Here is a 17,056-nt window from a genome sequence, read left to right as displayed (position 1 = left end):
CATGAGTGTGAAATTTCGATTAATCATGACGATGCTCATCTTTGGCAGCATCGGGGTGTTTGTTAAGAAGATTAATTTGAGTTCAAGTGAGATTGCTTTCTTACGCGGGGTGATTGGAAGTCTATTCCTGCTTATAGCTAGTTTTCTAGTAAAACACAAACCGTCTATGAAGGCGCTGAAAGAAAATGCGGTGCTTCTCCTTTTATCAGGCGGGGCAATTGGTCTTAACTGGATTTTTTTATTCGAGTCCTATCGGTATACGACCATATCCAATGCCACAATCAGCTATTACTTCGCACCAATATTTGTGATGATGTTAGCTCCTTGGGTTCTGAAGGAGAAACTGACGGGTGTGAAGGTTATTTGTATCGTCATGGCTATGGCGGGCTTATTTTTAATCGTGCAGAACGGTCCTGGCGGGGGAAGCGGGTCACACAATCATACCTTAGGGATATTCTATGGCCTTTTGGCGGCATCCTTATATGCCAGCGTGATTTTAATGAACAAATTCATTAAAAATCTATCTGGTTTTGAAATGACATTAGTTCAATTAATGGCGGGAGCTTTAGTACTGTTACCCTATGTATTGTGGCAAGGGCAGCTTAACCTTGCTGGATTGAACTCTACTTCGATTATTTTTATTTTAATACTGGGTATTGTACATACGGGTTTAGCTTATTTCATGTACTTTACTTCCATTCAAAAACTAAAAGGGCAAACCATTGCAGTTCTTAGCTATATTGACCCGATTTCCGCCGTCATCATCGCGGCGTTATTCCTGCACGAAAGTATGACATGGTTACAGATGATTGGCGGTGCCCTTGTATTGGGTTCAACATTTTTAAGTGAAAAAGTTGATTTAAAAATCGAGAAAAAAGGCCAGACTCCTACTACTTCGCCGTAATAGGGGGTCTGGCCTTTCTTTTTTAATGGGAGACTACACCAGTTAAATCCGGTTTCTGCCCTTGTATAAGATTTAGTTTTTCAATTGCATAGGCGATGTTTAAAACATTTTCTTCCTTAAACGCAGGACCCATTATTTGCAAACCGACCGGCAGACCATTGCTGATACCGCATGGCAGGCTTAGTGCGGGAAGTCCAGTCAAATTGCCTGGTCCCGTGAAGCGAATAACCTGGTCAAGGAAACTTTCTTTATTGCCATTAATGTCGACTGAATTATCACCGATAGCAGGCGGCAGGAACGGCAGTGTTGGCGAAATCAGAGCATCCACGTGCTTAAAAGCATGAGCAAAGTCATTACTTAGTTGAAGACGGACCTGCTGTGCCTGCAGGTAGTCAACTGCTGGAATCAATTCACCGAACTCCAATAAAAAGCGAACGTCATCGCCAAAGTCCTCAGGCCGCTTAAGCAAATTGGCATGATGAACAGCACTTGCTTCGGAAACAATCGTGACTAACTCGGCAAATTCAGATGCGGCAAGAGTAGGAATCTTAACTAGTTCAATTTTGGCACCTAGCTTTTCAAGCTGAATAAGCGCTGAGCGGACAGCTTCCTCTACCGGTTTGTCAACATTTTTAAAGAAGTAGTCTTCATTTATGCCAATAACCTTCCCGGAAAGGTCTTCTGATAGCAGCTCGGTATAGTTTTTCACCGGAGTATCCACGGAAGTCGGATCTTGAGGGTCGTAACCGGAAAGGGTTTCTAATAGCAATGCTGCATCATACACCGTTTTGGTCATTGGTCCGATATGGTCCAGGGACCATGCGAGCGGGAAACATCCATGCTTGCTGATTCTTCCATGGGTTGGTTTCAGGCCGACAATCCCGCAGCTTGAAGCCGGAATTCGGATGGAACCGCCAGTATCTGTCCCAAGGGAGGCGATTGTCATATCGGCGGCAACAGCAGCTCCCGAACCGCCGCTTGAACCGCCAGGAATTTTGCTTAAATCCCAGGGATTATGGCACGCACCGAAATGCGGATTGGTTGTCGTTGCTCCCCAGGCATATTCGTGCATATTTAATTTGCCTGTAAAAATAACGCCTTCCTCTTTTAATTTCTTTACTACCGTTGCATCGTGATCCGGAATATAATCCTGGTGGATTTTTGAACCTACCGTGACTTTCTCGTCCTTAAAGTACAAAATATCCTTCAAGGCCATCGGTATGCCGTGCAGTCGGCCGCGATAATTCCCCTGAAGAATATCTTTTTCAGCCGTTGCAGCCGATTTTAAAGCGCTTTCTTTTTCAACTTGAATATAGGCATTAATTTCATCATCGTATCGATCAACATTTTCTAAAACAGCTTTGGTCAATTCAACTGGAGAAATCTCCTTATCCCGTAACAGCGGGAATGCTTCCCCAATCGACATGGCGGCTAAATTTTTACTCATTCACATTTCCCCCCGGCAAGTGCTTTAAACCAATGTTATAGTCTGCAAGTTTTTCAAGATGCGGGTTGTTCTTTAATTGTTGATAGGATTGCCATTGTGCCAATAATGGCTGAATATGGTGTTCGGGTACAGCAATTCCTTTCTTTTTCAGATGGTCAATAATTTTTTCACTCACAATTCTCATCCTCCTTGAGTAGAGTTGGTATTGGTCTTTGATCTTTAACTATTATAAAGAACTGCTTGTATACCTTAGATGCACTCAATTTAAAATATACCTTACCTCCAATTAAAAGATTGTAGGTTCTTGTTGTCGATTCTTGTTTAAAACGGCTATTATATTTCCTGCACTAGAAATAATATAATTTGAATAATGGAATCGGAGGTTTCAATGAATGAGTGAGCCATGGTTGCCTGAGAGGGTTATTTCGAATGAAGAAGCAATTAGGATGGTTGAAAAACAGTTTCCCCAGTTGAAGCCTGTAAGGATACAAGTATTAGGTGAGGGATTTGATAATTCGGTGTTTCTGGTCAATGAGCAATTTGTGTTTCGCTTTCCTAGACGTGAAATTGCAGTTAGGTTACTTCAGACAGAGAACCGGCTGCTTCCGGTCGTGGCCCCTTTGCTGCCAATCCCCGTGCCGAATCCTATTTTTCAAGGTTTGTGTGATGATGGGTATCCGTGGCCATTTGCAGGGTATCAACTGTTAAGCGGGAGGACTTTGTCTGGCTTAACTACAGAACAGCGGCTGCTCTCAGTTGAGTCCATGGCTTTATTTTTAAAAACACTGCATGCTTTTCCGGTAAGTGAAGCCAAGAAACTGGGGATCCCCTATGATGAACTGGGCAGGACGGATATTTTAAAAAGAATGCCGATGCTGGAAGCGAATTTAGAAAAGGCTGTCGGTTTAGGTTTGATTGGCGAATATGAACTAGAGCGGTTGCAGTTGGTTCTTTCAGAGGTTAAGGGTCCTTTTGCGGATGACATTAAAACGCTGGTTCATGGCGATTTCCATATTCGAAATATGCTGGTTGATGACAGTGGCAGAGTGTCGGCCGTGATTGATTGGGGCGATGCCCATATTGGGAACCCGGCGATGGACTTATCGATTGCGTATAGTTTTATACCTGCTGAGGGCAGAGATTACTTTTTCCAATTATATGGTGAGGTATCATCTGAAACCAAAATGATAGCAAGATTTAGAGCGGTCTATTCGCTGATCATGCTGCTTTTGTATGGGGATAGCCAGAAGGATGAGTTGTTGGTCGCTGAGAGTCGAGATGGATTGGAGTTGGCATTAGCAGATTCCTAGGTTTCGCACTCTTTTTGCTTATTGTGTGGGAGTGCATATTTACCGGTGATGTGTGCGTTGACTGGTTAGCGCGTCATGGAACCTAGCATAACTACCTGGGTGGAGGGGCTCTTTCCTTTTCGGGCGTTATGAAGCTTTCATAACTACCTGAGCGGTGGGGGCCTTTCCTTTTCGGGCGTTATGAGGCTTTCATAACTACCTGAACGGTAGGGGTCTTTCCTTTTCGGGCGTTATGAAGCTTGCTATAACTACCTGGGCGGCGGGGGCCTTTCCTTTTTGGGCGTTATGAAGCCTTCATAACTACCTGAATGGTGGGGGCCTTTCTTTTTCGGGCGTTATGAAGCTTTCATAACTACCTGAGCGGTGGGGGCCTTTCCTTTTCGGGCGTTATGAAGCTTTCATAACTACCTGAGCGGTGGGGGCCTTTCCTTTTCGGGCGTTATGAAGCTTTCATAACTACCTGAGCGGTGGGGGCCTTTCCTTTTCGGGCGTTATGAGGCTTTCATAACTACCTGAACGGTGGGGCTCTCTCCTTTTCGGGCGCATAGAGCCTGTCTATGCTACCCTTCTCTTCGATTATCCTCCAGTTCGGTCTCGTAGAGCCTGTCTATGCTACCGAACTCTGGTATGGTCCTCCAATTAGAGCTCATAGACCTTTTAGACGAGATCGAATTATTGAAATATTTATCACGTAACAAAACACTATATCATCAGTATCTCTCTAATATCCTCTTCCGTCAGAGTCCCCATCGCCTTCTCATCTGAATCAATAATTTCCTCAATTAAAAGCCTCTTTTTGTCCTGCAGTTCATTAATCTTTTCCTCGATGGTGCCACGGGCAACAAGCTTGATGACCTGAACCTCATTTTGCTGGCCCATCCGGTGGGCGCGATCAGCGGCTTGTTCCTCGACGGCCGGGTTCCACCAAGTGTCATATAAAATAACGGTATCCGCCCCCATCAGATTAAGGCCGGTTCCCCCAGCTTTCAAGGAAATCAGGAAAAGGTCGCGTTCGCCGTGGTTGAACCTTTCGCAAATCTCCACCCGCTCTTCAGAAGGAGTCTGTCCATCAAGGTAAAAGAATGACTGTCCTTTTGCTGTTAACCGCCGTCCAATCAACGCCAGCATCTTCGTAAACTGGGAAAAAATCAAAACCCGTCTCCCAGAAAGCTGAGACTCATCCAAGATTTGCATGAGCTGTTCAAATTTTGCCGACCCGCCTTGATAGCCGTCTACGAACAAGCTCGGGTGGCAGCAAATCTGCCGCAGGCGGGTCAATCCCGCTAAAATCTTGATACGATTTTTTCGAATTGTGTCTTTATCCAGATGCTTTAATGTATCATGCCGAAGCTTCGCCAAGTAAGCAGCATACAGCCTCTTTTGTTCGGGTAGCAGTTCAACTGCTTCCAGCGATTCGATTTTTCCTGGCAGTTCGGATAAGACATCCTCCTTCACCCTGCGCAGCAAGAATGGTCGGATTCTCCGAGCGATTTGCTTTCGAGTCAGTTGGCTGAATTCCTTCAGCCCAAGGAAAAGTTCTGGAAAAACGACATGAAAAATTGACCACAGCTCCTCCGATGAGTTCTCAACCGGCGTGCCCGTCAGCGCGAAACGATGATGGGCCTGCAGCTTTTTTACCGCCCGGGCTGTTTGCGTCAACGGATTTTTAAAGGCCTGGGCCTCGTCAAAAAACACGGTATGAAAGGTTTGTTTTTCAAACCAAAGGATGTCCTTACGCAGCAAAGGATAGGAAGTGACAATGACATCGACATCGGAAAGATCCTGTTGCTGCCTGTTCCGCTCCTCCTTCGAACCATCAATGACCACTGCCCGCAGTTGGGAGGTCCCCGTAAATTTCCTGAACTCGCTTAGCCAGTTATAGGTCAGAGAGGATGGACAGACAACGAGGATCGGCTGCTTTTGCTTGCGAATTTCCGGAAGCACCGACACAATAAAAGTGATGCTTTGAATCGTCTTTCCGAGCCCCATATCATCGGCTAAGATTCCCCCGAAGCCAAAGTGGGCAAGAGTCTTCATCCATTTAAAGCCAACTTTTTGATAATCTTTGAGAATAGGCTCAAGGCTGCGAGGAACCTCGAAGTCCAGGCTGCCTGGGTTTCGGAGCTGTTCCATAAATCGGCTGAAGGATTCCTCTAGCTTAAAGGTGTCGCTCACCTCCACCGTATCCAGCAGCTGCAGACACTGTTCGATAGGCAAGGCCAGTCCATTCCCTAAGTCACCGGCCTTCATAAGTGGTGAATGGAGAAACTGCTGAATCTCCTCGAATTCCCTTGTTTGCAAGGATAGCAGAGAGCCATTCGGCAATCTATAATACTTCCGTTTTTCCTCGAGCGCCTCCAAGACATCGCGAATCTGATTGTCGGAAATGCCGTCCATTTCAAACTTGAATTCCAGCCAATTGGTCCGTTCCTTCTTTACCTTCACCCTTATTTTCGGAAAAACATTTTCTCGAAAAATCCGACTGCGGACAGCCGTTGTCGCATAAATTTGGGCGAGCTTTTGCAGCCTCGGTACGACATAGACCAGAAATTCGTACTCAAGATCCTCATTATGCAAAAAATAACCGCCATCGGTCTTGGCGAAGGAGCTGTCCTCCATGATTTGAAGGATTTCCGCTTCCCTCTCGACATCCCTAACGACCATGGAGCCTGAGGGGAGTTCCCTGCCCTCCAAAGGATTGATCACCATATGTTCATAGTGAAACTCAAGCCCTGCAAGGAGTCGGTTTTTCACCCGATCCAAGTAGAGCTTGACCTTCAACGGTGTTTTCATCCAGGTTTTTGTGATGGAATCGGCAATCTCTACCTTTCCCAGTTCTTTCAATCCCGGGGCGACTTTTTCAAGAAAAAACGGAATTTGTTCGTGCGGGATCGGGATTTTGTTGGTCCTGGAACCATGGAGCATTCGCTTTAGTTCCAATAACCTCTGGAAATCCTGATTCTTCAATGGTGTTATTTTCTCCTCGTAAAGAACGGAGCGATAGGTTTCGAGAATCAGTATTTGATCGAATCCTTCAACCACCAGTAGATTTTCCGTAAAAGCAAACTGTAATGGCAGCGAACCGTCTGACAGCTGGAGTTCCTCATAGGTTTGGCCATTGTACTGTATTTTGACCCGGGGAGCTTTTATAAGTAATGGCAGGAGCCGGTCCCATAAGGATGCCGAAATCGGCAGGACTTGCAGGTCCAAAGCTTCCTTTCCATACGCCTGTTCATCTAGAACCATGTTAATCAGCTGCTGAATGACGGCGTCGGTTTCTTTTTGAAAGCAATGAAGGCTTGGGTAGTAGGTAAAGGACCCCGAAACAATACATGGATTTCCATTGCTGACCTTATTCAAAAACTCTCTGATATTCTGAACCTTGTTCTCTTCCACGTACATCTCAATGCCGAGTATAAGCCGGCCTTCGCCTGCCGCGACTGGTTTACAGGTAAACCTGGCATCAAGCACGGTTCTTTTTTCAAAATAATTCTGGTGGCCGCTGGACTGGACAGGCTTATGATCGAAAATGGTCAGCAGGCCGGCGGTCAGCTCCTGATTTGGTGTGGTTCCTTGCTGCTGGTGGTCGTAAATCGCCAATAGAACAGCGGCAATATGCTGGCAATCCTTTTGAAAAGAAGCGAGCTTTGGGCAGCTGCAGCTAGTGCGGAACTCGCCTTCCACTTCACTTACAATGGTCACATGGAAATCCCCATCAACCATTGCCTGGCAGCGATCTGGACCATATTCGGTGAAGGTCACTTTATTCGTCCGATAAAAATAATCTCCTCTTTTGAAGGAGACTGCGCCACACATATCTGAGATGATTTTATAAGTTAACTCTATGTTCATGCGGTCGCTCCTTCGTTAAGAGATTTCAATATTACGATTTTATCACAAGTTCGGTTCATATTCATACCTAAGCGAATGCTGAAAATATAGGCATTGCTCAAACCTTCCAAACATATATCAAGAAGTACAATATACAACTTTTGGTTTATTTTTATACTAGCTCTACAAAAGATTCAGTGCCCTCTCTACTTTATCCTAACAATAACCTTCCCCTTGGCTCGTCCTGTTTCCACGTAATCCAATGCTTCCTGTGTATCGACAAACGGATAAACTCGGTCGATTACAGGGATGATTTTACCCTGCTCGATTAAACCTTTAATAAAGGTTAACTGCTTACCGCTTGGTTTCATGAAATGATAGAGATACTCTACGTTATACTTCTTTTCTAATGATGCAGTTTTGAGGTTGACGAGTGAAAAGAGAATCATTCGAAATAAACCTAAATTTTCTTTTCTGGCAAATTTGGCATCAGGCAATGCGGCAATGGAAACAATTTTTCCAAGCGGTTTTAAAATTTCAAACGACTTGACCAGCGTATCTTTTCCTACCGTATCAAATACTGCATCGTAATCTTTTAGAATCTCTGCAAAACTCTCTTTTTTATAATTAACGATTACATCCGCCCCTAGGGACTTAACGAGGTCGTATCCCTTTTCGCTGACAGTGGTTGCCACGAATACCCCCATTTCTTTAGCCAGTTGGATCGCAAAGGTGCCTACCCCACCTGAACCTGCAGGTATAAAGACTTTTTGTCCTGCTTTAAGCCCCATCATCTCAAAAGCTTGGATTGTCGTTAATCCCACCAATGGGATTGAGGCAGCTTCTTCAAATGATAAATTACCTGGCTTTAAGGCGATATCATCCTCGTGAACAGCAACCATCTCAGCAAATGTCCCGATTCTGGTTTTTCTAGGCCGGCCAAATACCGCATCGCCGATAGAAAACTTTGTTACCTTCGATCCCACCTGGATGATCGTCCCCGAAAAATCATTCCCCAACGTTAAAGGAAATTCATATTTCGCGAGTAGCCTCACGATTCCATCTCTAATTTTAAAATCTACAGGATTAATGCTGGCTGCATGGATTTCGACTAACACCTCATATTCACCCACAATAGGAGTCGGCCTCTCCATTAAGCGTAACGGAACATTTTTACCGTATCGATCTATGACCATTGCTTTCATTTTGTAGCTTATCTTCCCTTCAGTTATCGGAATAAAATTGACAATAAATTTACAATTCCTCCAAAATGGATTAACAAAATTCGTCTATACTGAGTGTATCAAAATCAAATACAAAGGAGACTTAAAAATGATTGATTTCTTGATTCGACTCATTATATTGACTCCTGTTTGCACACTGCTTAGCCCTTAACATCCCCTTCTAGGGAGTCCCAAACATTGTAACACTCATTCCACACTCTACACAGCAACTCCTCATTTCAGTAGAAAAAAGCGAACAGCATCGATTACCGTTCGCCTTCAAAATCTTAATGGGGCTTTAGACGTACAAAGTTCTATCCCTTCCAGTTTTTTTACGGACAAATAGAATTCTAACCCGGACTTGACAATATCTAATTTGGTTCGGGGGCCGATCGTTATTTTTCGAACCAAAAGCTTGCCTTCCCGTGATTCATCGTTTTGGTCAACCACAGGTACCTTAATAAACGGGATAAATGCCCCTCGGGACACTCGAAAGTGGATGTGTTCATCGGATTTTGGGATGAAAATGAATCTGAATTCTTCTTCACAGGCAAAGGTGGGATGCTTAATAAAGCAGCCTAATGTACCGAAAGTAAATAGCAGCACACGCGAAAAACTCTCCTCTGATAAATTGGAGTTCCTTACCAATTTCAGCAGTCTGGTAATCACTTCTTTCACAATTTGCCTTTGTTTCTCCTCATCATAAACCACTTTTCCAACAAAGGTAATTTGTGAGTTAAATGATTGCCCAAAAAATTTCGAGGCGTCGATTCCGATATTGCAGCCCTCATTCGCCCCGTAGTTATACCAGAGCGGCAACGAATCAGGGTTTTCCGTTAAGGAAAAGGCGAAGATGTTTAAATCCTTATAATAACTTTCGGTGGAGGCAAAATCCTTGTATAAGGCAATAAAGGTCTCTTTTTCTTTGCTGTCCTCAATCTCGCCAATAATCGCCCGAACTACTTCAGTCACATAGGCGATCTCTTTGTAATCGTTCATGAAGTCCACACGGGTAATCCAAAAGCACTTTTCCCGGTCCAGGATATTATTCAATGCTTTCATGGACGTATAATGATAAAGCAGCGGGCCCTGCATAATCTTGTCCAGGTTTTCAAAAATATGCTCTTTAAAGTATTCCGCCATTTCTTGGCTGAAATCGTCTAAAATGACTTGTCCCAAAGACTGCTCCTCCTCCAGTTTTTTCTTTTATTATTGCTAATTATTGGAGAGAACATTTCCTTTTGGGCCAACTTTTTGAAAAAACTAAGCGCGGCTGCAAACCACGCTTAGTTTTTTGGTAATTCCGGAACCGCGCCTAAAATTGAACTCCTTCATTATTATGAAGCGCTTTTTGTAAGTAACGGAGCTCCTTTTGGATACTCAGGAATGATTCGATTCCAGGAATCGGCTTTAGGGACGGTGTTTTTTTCAACTGTGCAGCTATCGCCATCGTTTCACTCGCTAAAAGCAGCTGGGCAAGTTCATCATCAGCCAGAATTGGACGGCTGCTTAATTTAGCTGCATTCTCCAGCAGATAACCTAGATGTTCAATAGAATGGACTACCGGCCAGTAATAATCCAATACATCCCGATTTGCCGGAATCTCACCTGTAGCAGTACTATAAAGGATTTTCAAATTCAAAATGTTTGTTCTCATTTTCTTTAACTCTGTGCTTTTCCTAGCATTAAACCCTTTTCCTTGGTCAGAGAAGAGAACGAATAAAAATTGCGATTGACTGCGAATGGTTTTGCTGATTAAGTGAGGAAGACGGCTGGAGGCGGACCTCCTTCCGACCAGCCATACTCCTATTAGACCAATGATACTGCCGATTAAAACATCCATCATTCTTGCCGAGGCAAAATAGGCAAAGCTAAAGCTCCCATGGCTTGTACTTTCTGCCATGAGTAACGCATTAGGGGTGAAAAACAATGCCGCTAACGCATAATTTTTCACGATAAACAGTTCAGTAATGAACGTAAACAGTAAAACTAATAAAGCGATTATGTATCCATCAGGATGAATCGAAAGAATCAAGCTGGCAATCAGAATTCCAAGCAATGTACCTATTCCCCTTTGAATGGCCCGATGGTAAGTGGCGACTATGGAATAGCCTGACATGACGGCCACGCAGGACAATGGGACCCAAAAGGAACGGGCAAATCCAACCTCAAACGCGAAGATAGCGGCAATGATTGTGATGATCCCAAACCTCATGGCAGCAATAAAAATAATCGAGTTTTTATCAAAGGCACCGCCAAAAACAGTCTTAAGTGACAACTTTGAGAATTCAACCTCTTGATTGATTTTGGAAGTGGGTTCATTCATAACGGCATCTGCATCATAAATCAATTTAAATAAATGAGCGACCGAAGCATCCATCTCTTCAGGCTGTAAAATGACTTCAGAATTAGTGTCACTTTTATTTTTTTTGCTTAACGAGTTTGCTATTTTTCGGACAGACTGCGCTGCTTCTGGCGGTAGTGGTACTCGGTGTTCTGGAAAATCTTCAAGTAAATAAGTAAAAATATGATGAGCCGAATTGTTTAATACATATAAACGTTTGAAATAGTTCGTTTGCCTGATAGGCGTTTGCCCTGATGCCAATGTTTCGTCCGCATCCATTAATGCTGACATGACACGGTGCCGCGACTCGTGGAATCGGTCTGTCCCTACTGAATCAAGCAATGCTGCGAGCTCTAACAGGCCCCTTTTAACTACTCCTGTTTCAGGACCATGGGGATCAGAAAACCAGCCAAGCATAGCCAAAATCCATGATAGACTCCCGCCCAGGAAGACTAAGCCTGCTCTTAATGGAGCAAGCTCTGGTGCCTGGGGCATTCCTGTTACCATTGAAAAAACGAGGACCAGGAAGATGGCAGCAGGACCTGCAATCCTTAAGGCTCCGAAAATAAAGATGGCGGCAGCTCCGATGATTCCCATAAAAATCGCTACCATAATGGGATAAGGGGCCACCAGTGTACCCAAGGCGGTAAGAAAAGTAAGGGCAATGACAATCCAAAAGATCTTTTTCGCTCTTTGAGCGTATGGAACATTAAACACATATAGATATGTAAATCCACCCAATCCGGCAATTAATCCATATTCCAGGTTGCCAAATAACAAGCCAATTAAAATCGGCAGTGCTGCAGCCAGTCCTGCAGTAAAGGCCTTTAGCCACGGAAATGGCTTCCTATTGACGGTCAAAGCTTGTTTTAATATAGATGGTGATTTCTCCATGCCAACCACTTCTTTCTAAAACGTAAGTCACAAAATACATTTTAAACCAAATATTTTTTCAAAGAGGAAATAATGCTTATATTATCGGAATAGAAAAGCCTAAATCACAGGATGATTTAGGCTTTTTTATTATTTCCTATATTGCTCTGCAGTAACCGATTAATGGACTGCTTGAATTAAGTCTTATTATCTCATAATTTTCGGCTTTTCCCGCCCGACTTGATGATAATATTCACGCCATTTACGTCGGCGCTATCAATGTGGTTTTTCATTTTCGAAACATCAATATCGGCCTCAATCTCCACTCGGTTACTTTCTTTCCCATCAAGCTTTACTGTGTAAGGAGCATTAACATTCATTAGCGTTATGAATTCGTCCTCATATGTATCGTAAAATTCAATGGTAAAGCGGACATCCTTGCTGCTGTAGTTTTCAAAAGGAAGTACACATTCGCCGTGCAATGTTTTCTCATCCGCCATTTCAAAATGGCACCGACCTTCATTATGATTATAGGCAACCGAGTAAATGCCTGTTGCAAAGTATTTTTGAATAGAAGCAGCCAGAAATGTCGGGATAAAACTTACCGCCAAAAAGGCAATAACTATAAATCTTGTTTTATATTTTTCCAATGATTTCGAAAGAAAATAAAGGCTCAGGATAAATAATATAAATAGAGAAATGCCAAAATAATGCAGGCCATTTGCGGACCTTACAGGAATATTTAGCTTTGATGCCAGGGTCTCGCCAAGGGGACTTTGATCTGGGAAAGGAAGGTTCAAAATGATGACGGCTAAATAAAGAATGATAGAAATAGATAAGGATTTTTTATCCTTTATCAAAGGGACCACTCTTTTCTATAAGTTCTTACCTTAAGTTTACCATCAACCCTTACATTTTTGGAAAAATTTGATAATCCCATTTTTTAATTTTGAACATTATGGTTTGTTTAGTTGGTTTTATTGGATATTCGATAAACCTTTAAGGTTAAACTAACCAAAAAAAGTTCAAAAGGGGTTTTGAAAATGTCAACCAATCTATATGCGAAAGAAAACACTCAAAATCTAACTCAATTAAAAGATTTAGCACCAGAACAATTAAATGCTTTTAACGATTTTAATGCTGCAGTTTTTAAAGAAGGTGCTCTTACTGTTAAAGAGAAAGAAATCATTGCTGTGGCAATTGCTCATATTACTCAGTGTCCGTATTGCATTGATGCTCATACTAGGAAGGCCAAAAGTGCAGGAGCGTCATTAGAAGAATTAGTTGAAGCAGCATTTGTTGCCGCGGCTGTGGAAGCAGGTGGTGCGGTCACTCATAGTACACATGTACATAATGCAAAAAATGTAGATGCATCAGACGTTCTTTATGCCCGTTCCAATTTGAAAAATTTAAGCAAGCTTGGTAAATTTGCTCATGTAGGATTCAGAGGCTATTCAGAGTTTAGTGCAGCCGCCACTAAAGAAGGCAAACTCTCTGCTAAATTTAAAGAAATAATCGCAACTGCTTCTGGAGTAGCCAGTCAATGCCCATATTGCATCGACGTCCATACGAAAAAAGCCGAACAACTCGGTGCAACAAGTGAGGAACTCGCAGAAGCTATTATGGTTACTTCCGCATTACGCGCTGGCGGTTCCTATGTACACATGGCTAATATGATTCAAAGTTATCAAGAGTGAGGTTGTTGTATATTTTTTTCAAAAAAAACTGTTTTCGTAAATATTTTTGCTTCTTTCCATAGAATTGACGCATTAAAGAGTAATATTACACTTTTCCAGAGGATTTTCAGGTTTTATTTGTGAATCTAGCACTTTTATTTGCGATTTTCGAGTTTTATTTGCGAATTCAACCCTTATATTTGCGATTTAGCAATTCTTATTTGCGAATCCTTATTAGTAACAATCTTTTGGAAGGAGCCTTCAAAAAAACAGGAAATTATACGAATATCCTGAAAGATAATGACCTCATAAAGGTACCAAGCAAGATCAGTCAGTTATATTATGACAGCTCATGCCAAGCAACTTCGACATAAAAAACGGCCTAGAATGCTAAGCCGTTTTTTTCCTATTATTTTATTTGCGATGTGCCCAATGCTCAGGGGTCTTTAATGCGGCCGGCAATTTCGTGTAACAGTCGCCCTTTGCTGCGTTCACTTGTGCCTGCGTAAGAAAGATACTCCCTGTCAGATTTGCTCCGCTTAGGTCGGCATCCCTCATGTCTGCTCCAATAAAATCGACTCCCCTAAGGTCCGATTCTCGAAGATCGGCTGCGATTAGCAAAGCACCCCTAAAATTTGCTCCCCTCAGGTCGATACCTCTTAGCCTTGCCCCAATCAGGTCACTGCCTTTGCGGATTTTGTTTATATTTTTCCCAGGTGAAATCTTTGTCCGGACTAGTTCACTCGTATGTAAAAATAACTTATTTACCTTTGCCCGATGTGATGGGACATCAAGATTCAAGATTTCCTTTGGCGTTAAATTAGTCAGGCTTTCTGTTTCTTCAAAGGCGGCATGCAGTTCATGATGAATGGCTTTCGTTTCTTCAAAACGCATTGCCTCATTTAAGTAATAAAGCATTTCATGAAGCTGCTGCATGATGGGAAATACATTAAACATTTCCATAGCTGACTCCGGGTTCTCGCGCCAATCTCTTCCCCCATATGTACTTTGGGAAACCTTTTGACCTGCCCCAAAGCATTCGTAGGCAGAACAGCCGCGGAACCCTTTATCTCTAAGATTTTGATGAATTCTGCAGCGGTGATCGGATTGCAGGTTCTTACAAGGGGTCCCGCTATCTTTATCAAACGCAAAATCGGCAGACTTGGCGTAGGGAAGCGCAACACAGCATAAAGCAAAGCAGTTTGCACAGTCGGCGGTTAAACTTTTAAGCTTATTACTATTGGTTAATGGATTTGACAATCCTTACACTTCCTTTAATGATTATAAAACTAACAAAATTTGTTAAATGACTGTAAATTACAAATTATATTATAATGCTTCAGTGTTTGGATTTATATTTAAATTTTTGATAAAAGTCCAGTGTATGATAGAAGTGGAATGAAATGATCGGTTTTGTAGATAATACGTTTATAAATTAATCTAGTATATGAAGGGGAATACATTCAATGAAAAAACATTGGATACTGAGTGTATCTATTGTCCTTATAGCATGGTCGACGCTCCCTTTTTTGGGAAAGAGCAACATAAAGAGATATCTTCCTGCATCCATCCTGATTTCATTGATAGAAGGCCTTAATGTGCAAATTGCCAGAAAGCGAAAATGGTGGATTGCTACCAGAACACCAAGGTCGTTTTTCTTTAGAGAGTTTCCTTATAACATCGGACCTCATTTGGTCGGTTCCATGTGGATATTAAAATGGACATACGGAAATTTTATACGTTATATTCTACTAAATGCATTGGTAGATGGTTTCTTTGCTTTTCCTTTTGCAGGGTTCTTAGAGAAAACAAAAATGTTTAAACTAGTGCGCATTAATCATTTTCAGTTTTTCCTTTACATTTTTTATAAGGCCTTTTTGCTTTACGGAATTCAATCCTTTTTCGAAAATAAAGCTAAGAATTTAATAAAGTGAAAATACCCTGCCGAATATTGGCAGGGTATTTTCATTGTTTCATCTCTTATGAACCTTTTCCCCTTGGACCCAAACTTCACGTATGTTTTCCGGGCGGGCGAGGTACAAAATTTTTTGGAAGATATCATGCAATTTTTCTTCTGTATCATAGAGTGGCAGCCGGGCAGTCTCTATAGTTGTATCGATGATTTGGATGTCCCAAGCATAGTTTTCCTCAAGACGGCCGATTGGGAGAGATAGGCTTTCTCCTCCTCCGGCAGTGGCCAGATAGAATGCTTCATCTATAGTGATGCGAGAATTCGGCACTCCCCGGTCTTCAGCAGGCAAAGCCGGGTTCACTCCATCCTCCAGCATTCTTGAAGACATCACTGCTTGTCTTACATTGTCGAACAAACTTGGTGAGAACCCTCCGGAAATATCAGACCCTAAGCCAATCTCGACTCCTTTTGCTTGGAAACGGGCGATTGGAATGACGCTGTTCGCAAAATAAGCATTGGAAATAGGACAATGGGCAATAGCCGTGCCGGTTTCCGCAAACAAGTCTGCATCGCCATCACTGAGAAAATTGCAATGCGCCATGACGGATTTTTCCCTTAATAAGCCGAAATCATGTAACGCAAATGCGTCATTTTTGCCCATGCGATCCTGAACATAGCCATGCTCCCAATCGCTTTCACTACAGTGCGACTGGACATGCGCATCATACTTAGCCGCCAAATCACCTAAGCCTTCTAGAGTTTCGTCAGTACAGCTTGGAATGAAGCGCGGTGTCACCACCGGGTAAACCCCTTGTTTCGTCCGCTTCGCCAATTCTTTTACCGCTTTGATAAAATCCTCTGTATCTGCCAAGGCAGTTGCTGTGTCCGAGTCCCGATAATATTCCGGTGTCTGATCAGGGTTATCCATGACCACTTTCCCGACTAAGCCACGCTGCCCTTTTTCCGCACATATTTCTGCCAGCAGGACGCTTGCTTCTTTATGTACAGTTGCGAAATAAAGGGCCGTGGTTGTACCGTTTGCAAGCAAGGTGCTGACAACGTCCTGGTATACCTTTTTCGCAAAAACTAAATCTGAAAATTTCGCCTCAATCGGGAAGGTGTATGTATTTAACCAATCATAGAGCGGGATATCGAGTGCCGTTCCAGATTGAGCCCACTGTGGCGCGTGCACATGCAAATCGACGAAGCCTGGCAGGATGTATTGTCCTTCGGTTAAGCGATGAAAGTTTGCTCCGCCTTGATATTCTGATAATAAATTTTGATAGTTTTTATCGTCAGGAGAGACAACCTTTTCAATGGCTCCGTCATCGTTAACGAAGAACAGATGGTCTTTTAAAATTTGTACTTCTTTTGGGGACTTGCTTGAAAAAGCGGTCCCTTGGAAAATCTGTGAATATTTCTTCATGTTTGTCCGTCCTTTTATTGATTACATAGATTCTAACTGGTTTAGAAATTAGCATAATCAATATAAAATTGCAAAGAATACATGTAAATACGGTCAAGGGGAAGCAGTTA

Annotated in this window: 12 protein-coding genes; 3 read left to right on the top strand and 9 right to left on the bottom strand. The window is 42.7% G+C overall.

Features of this window, described 5'->3' with window-relative positions:
• Nucleotide 1: 1 nt before the first annotated feature.
• The gene (locus tag V5M37_RS04400) at nt 2–904 is read left to right on the top strand and encodes a DMT family transporter (RefSeq protein WP_423800938.1); all 903 of its coding nucleotides are present in this window, start codon (nt 2–4) and stop codon (nt 902–904) included.
• Nucleotides 905–926: 22 nt separating this feature from the next.
• Here V5M37_RS04400 and V5M37_RS04395 read toward each other — a convergent pair whose 3' ends face one another.
• Both V5M37_RS04395 and V5M37_RS04390 read right to left on the bottom strand, forming a co-directional pair.
• Nucleotides 927–2,351, bottom strand: coding sequence for an amidase (locus tag V5M37_RS04395; protein ID WP_423800937.1), 1,425 nt, complete (start codon nt 2,349–2,351; stop codon nt 927–929).
• Nucleotides 2,344–2,526, bottom strand: coding sequence for a hypothetical protein (locus tag V5M37_RS04390; protein WP_378587635.1), 183 nt, complete (start codon nt 2,524–2,526; stop codon nt 2,344–2,346). Before V5M37_RS04390 ends, V5M37_RS04395 begins: the two co-directional genes overlap by 8 nt.
• Before the next feature lie 217 nt (nt 2,527–2,743).
• On the opposite strand from V5M37_RS04390, the gene V5M37_RS04385 reads away from it, so the two are divergent.
• Nucleotides 2,744–3,661 carry a phosphotransferase gene (locus V5M37_RS04385; RefSeq protein ID WP_423800936.1) on the top strand — a complete coding sequence of 306 codons (918 nt, stop codon included), beginning with the start codon at nt 2,744–2,746 and terminating at the stop codon, nt 3,659–3,661.
• A 702-nt stretch (nt 3,662–4,363) separates the two neighbouring features.
• Here the strand turns inward: V5M37_RS04385 and V5M37_RS04380 are convergent.
• From V5M37_RS04380 to V5M37_RS04360, 5 genes are all read right to left on the bottom strand, one after another.
• Nucleotides 4,364–7,513, bottom strand: a complete 3,150-nt coding sequence (locus tag V5M37_RS04380; RefSeq protein ID WP_423800935.1) for an SNF2 helicase associated domain-containing protein — start codon at nt 7,511–7,513, stop codon at nt 4,364–4,366.
• A gap of 185 nt (nt 7,514–7,698) precedes the next feature.
• The gene (locus V5M37_RS04375) at nt 7,699–8,697 is read right to left on the bottom strand and encodes an NADP-dependent oxidoreductase (protein WP_423800934.1); all 999 of its coding nucleotides are present in this window, start codon (nt 8,695–8,697) and stop codon (nt 7,699–7,701) included.
• 297 nt (nt 8,698–8,994) lie between these two features.
• Nucleotides 8,995–9,894, bottom strand: coding sequence for a DUF2971 domain-containing protein (locus V5M37_RS04370; protein ID WP_423800933.1), 900 nt, complete (start codon nt 9,892–9,894; stop codon nt 8,995–8,997).
• 136 nt (nt 9,895–10,030) lie between these two features.
• Complete coding sequence (locus tag V5M37_RS04365; protein ID WP_423800932.1) at nt 10,031–11,953, bottom strand: FUSC family protein; 1,923 nt, start codon at nt 11,951–11,953, stop codon at nt 10,031–10,033.
• A gap of 191 nt (nt 11,954–12,144) precedes the next feature.
• Nucleotides 12,145–12,792, bottom strand: a complete 648-nt coding sequence (locus V5M37_RS04360; protein WP_423800931.1) for a hypothetical protein — start codon at nt 12,790–12,792, stop codon at nt 12,145–12,147.
• A 183-nt stretch (nt 12,793–12,975) separates the two neighbouring features.
• Here V5M37_RS04360 and V5M37_RS04355 point away from each other — a divergent pair, with 183 nt between their 5' ends.
• A complete protein-coding gene (locus V5M37_RS04355) occupies nt 12,976–13,629 on the top strand; it encodes a carboxymuconolactone decarboxylase family protein (RefSeq protein WP_423800930.1) in 654 nt (217 codons plus the stop codon).
• Nucleotides 13,630–14,022: 393 nt separating this feature from the next.
• Here the strand turns inward: V5M37_RS04355 and V5M37_RS04350 are convergent, their stop codons facing one another.
• Nucleotides 14,023–14,868 (bottom strand): pentapeptide repeat-containing protein, encoded by an 846-nt coding sequence (locus V5M37_RS04350; protein ID WP_423800929.1) that lies wholly within the window; start codon nt 14,866–14,868, stop codon nt 14,023–14,025.
• A 713-nt stretch (nt 14,869–15,581) separates the two neighbouring features.
• On the bottom strand, nt 15,582–16,946 hold the full coding sequence (guaD, locus tag V5M37_RS04345) for a guanine deaminase (protein ID WP_423800928.1): 1,365 nt from the start codon (nt 16,944–16,946) through the stop codon (nt 15,582–15,584).
• Nucleotides 16,947–17,056: the final 110 nt, after the last annotated feature.

It is taken from the genome of Neobacillus sp. SAB-20_R2A, assembly GCF_049568635.1.
GTDB lineage: Bacteria > Bacillota > Bacilli > Bacillales > Cytobacillaceae > Neobacillus > Neobacillus citreus.
Note: the sequence above shows the minus strand (reverse complement) of the source record. Positions and strands in the feature narration are given on the sequence as shown.